Consider the following 2,537-nt stretch of genomic DNA (forward strand, 5'->3'; position numbering starts at 1 on the left):
GCCTGAGGTGTTCAGGTAGTAGAGATGTAAAATCAAGATCTGCTATCTTAGTCATTCTCTACACCCCCGTATGTCAGTGTAAAACTTGTATCTTGAGCCACCTGATAATCAAGGACCTCTATAAATTCTGGTGTAGTTATTATAAGCCTCTTTGCACCTGCGTTCTTACACAGTGTTATTAACTCCTGCGGGTCTATATCTCTCCCCAGCGCCTCTTTCTGCCAGCCCCTATACTCATCACCGGCGTCTTCTACGGCATTTTTTATTGCATTTAGCTGTTTTTCATTTGATTTACCCACATAGTAAGTTGCCTCTACTGTATAATCTACAGATTCCGGAGCAACAAGCACGACGTTGTCTGTCAAAGGCCTCTTTTCTTCAGCTGTAAGATATTCCTTTATGGTATCCAATGTCTCCTGTCCGGGGATAACCCCTCCTGACAAAAGAGGTCTTACTTCTACAGTCCCAGGAGTCGGGCTACCGACATATACATCCACTACACTTTGATGAGCTTCTTTTGTAAAATACTTATAAGCTCCGCTTGGTCCCGCTACTGAGAATCCTTCAGGAGCTTCGTGGATCCTTTCTGCGAACTCTTCTTCACTTTCATCTTCGGCTCCCCCCTCACTTTCTGTAATGTTTGAAACGCTTTCTACAAAGTCAACTTGGTCGACCATTGTGTTTATCTGTCCGGCTACAAATCCATTTCCTGTTTCTCCTGCCACTGTACACGTCACAGGTACATCTATAAAGATTTCGCCTGTAGGCAGTTCCGCATCTTCATCTGTTGCAAAGATCACCTCTCCTCCCGCCGTTATTCTTTTACCTGCAGGAATAGTTTGTATTGACCCAAACGTTTTAGAAAAAGTATACCTCACAGTTGTAACTGCTGCTTTGGCGGTGTTTTTAGTTGCTCCCCTAAACGCTCCCAAATGTGTAAGATAATCTCCTGTAGAATATCTTGGTAGGTTCATTTTACCTGTAGTATTTATATCATTACCAAGGATTATAACTATGGCTGCCATAAATTCTACAAAATCCCTCTCACCGTCCCCTTGAGCCAGAGTTTTCCCAGTCATAGACTCGTACAGATTTATAAGTGCGGTTTTCATTTCATCGGCATCCAAATTTATAAAATCTATTTCTGGAAGACTGTTAAGACTACTCATCTACTATCACCCCCTCTATACTCGGAACTGTTTTACCGTTTTCATCATATTCAAAGGTCACCCCTTCTACTTGATACCGCGGTTCCTCCCGTTCGATCTCCTCTATTATTTCGACGGTCATTTTTGCTTCTGAGATCCCCTGAGCCTCGTCGACATAATCATTTGATATGCCCTTCCCCCTGTTCAAAGGGAGGGTGCCTCTTATTCTGCTAACTGTATTATTTACATTCTGTATTATTTTTTCATTTCCGGATAAATTAAAGTCAAAGTCCGCCATTATTCATACTCCTTCAAACTTATATTTACATTTGCTTTTATGAGTTTCCCGTTCTGGTTGTAAGCCGTATGTGTCTCGTCCACACCTTGTATTACGTACTTTCCGTTCCCTACCATCTTGTTTCCCATTACAAAGGTAAGCACTTCTCCAGTATCTCTATAAGTCCGTAGCTTCTCTATTTGGATCTCAGGGCTTACATTAAATAGCGAATTAAAGTGGATTTCAAAACTTATTTCTTCGAGACCTGGCCCGAGAAATTCGAGTTTTGGTTTTTCTCCTATGATACTATGCTCAGACCAGCGTGCATTCCCGGATTTTTTCAGTTTATCAAAAGTTAATATTTTAAATACACTTGCTTCAAAAGCGATGTCGCCCAATGCTCCTATAGCCATATTTTCACCTCATATTTTTTCATAAAAAAAATCCCTGAAATAAATCAGGGATAGTTTCTTTTATTTGCTTCCAAATTTTTTAGATGTAAGTATTGATTGTGTACTCTCAGTATCGATTATATCGGCCATTCTCGAAGCGTGAGCGCTAAGTATCGTGTATTCAGATTTTATCCTTTCTTGAAGATCTCTTAGTTGCTCTTCCAGATTCTTGATTTTGTCTACACGTTCTTTTATCTCTCTAAGCCTTGGATTAAACTCAATATTGTTGATAGATTCTATCACTTTATAGTATTGCTCTTCACACTCGATAAAGTATTTCCTTGCCTGTCTCCCCTTCTCGTTGTTTTCGATCATGGAAAGTTCTTTGGCCATGTTTACCGTTATAATGTAATCCAGTTGATATCCTTTTTGAACCATTGAATGCTTGTTTCCATTAAATTCCACAACGACACCCGATTTGGTGTTGTTCCAAAGCCTAGTAAAATCTAGGCTCTCTTCAAATTTGTATTTTTCAATTCTTTCCTTAATCCAACTTGTGAAAACTCTTTTTACTTCTAAGAACTCATGCAGTTCTCTTGCTGATACCAGGCTCTCTCCGTGTATACCTTTTTTTACTTTTACTAGCATTTATGTCCACCTACCTTCATGGCTATCTCTATTGCCACTTTTTCTGATGTCACATAAATTTTGTCGCAAAGC

At 39.7% G+C, this 2,537-nt stretch carries 4 protein-coding genes; all 4 read right to left on the reverse strand.

Annotation, left to right across the window (positions count from 1 at the left end; all coding sequences use genetic code 11):
- Nucleotides 1–47: 47 nt before the first annotated feature.
- The 4 genes from ABZA26_RS12430 to ABZA26_RS12445 are packed head-to-tail and all read right to left on the reverse strand — an operon-like array spanning nt 48 to nt 2,465.
- Complete coding sequence (locus ABZA26_RS12430) at nt 48–1,169, reverse strand: baseplate J/gp47 family protein (protein WP_372714832.1); 1,122 nt, start codon at nt 1,167–1,169, stop codon at nt 48–50.
- Nucleotides 1,162–1,446 carry a hypothetical protein gene (locus tag ABZA26_RS12435; protein ID WP_372714833.1) on the reverse strand — a complete coding sequence of 95 codons (285 nt, stop codon included), beginning with the start codon at nt 1,444–1,446 and terminating at the stop codon, nt 1,162–1,164. The genes ABZA26_RS12430 and ABZA26_RS12435 overlap by 8 nt, the downstream gene beginning before the upstream one ends.
- Nucleotides 1,446–1,838, reverse strand: a complete 393-nt coding sequence (locus ABZA26_RS12440) for a phage tail protein (RefSeq protein WP_372714834.1) — start codon at nt 1,836–1,838, stop codon at nt 1,446–1,448. Before ABZA26_RS12440 ends, ABZA26_RS12435 begins: the two co-directional genes overlap by 1 nt.
- Before the next feature lie 60 nt (nt 1,839–1,898).
- The gene (locus ABZA26_RS12445; protein WP_372714835.1) at nt 1,899–2,465 is read right to left on the reverse strand and encodes an antA/AntB antirepressor family protein; all 567 of its coding nucleotides are present in this window, start codon (nt 2,463–2,465) and stop codon (nt 1,899–1,901) included.
- Nucleotides 2,466–2,537: the final 72 nt, after the last annotated feature.

Origin of the sequence: Ilyobacter sp. (assembly GCF_041583315.1) — a bacterium.
Taxonomy (GTDB): domain Bacteria; phylum Fusobacteriota; class Fusobacteriia; order Fusobacteriales; family Fusobacteriaceae; genus Ilyobacter.

Excerpts from the sequence above, each read along its gene's own strand:
- ABZA26_RS12430 (WP_372714832.1), bottom strand. The coding sequence starts at position 1,169 with ATGAGTAGTCTTAACAGTCTTCCAGAAATAGATTTTATAAATTTGGAT.
- ABZA26_RS12440 (WP_372714834.1), bottom strand. The coding sequence starts at position 1,838 with ATGGCTATAGGAGCATTGGGCGACATCGCTTTTGAAGCAAGTGTATTT.
- ABZA26_RS12445 (WP_372714835.1), bottom strand. The coding sequence starts at position 2,465 with ATGCTAGTAAAAGTAAAAAAAGGTATACACGGAGAGAGCCTGGTATCA.
- ABZA26_RS12435 (WP_372714833.1), bottom strand. The coding sequence starts at position 1,446 with ATGGCGGACTTTGACTTTAATTTATCCGGAAATGAAAAAATAATACAG.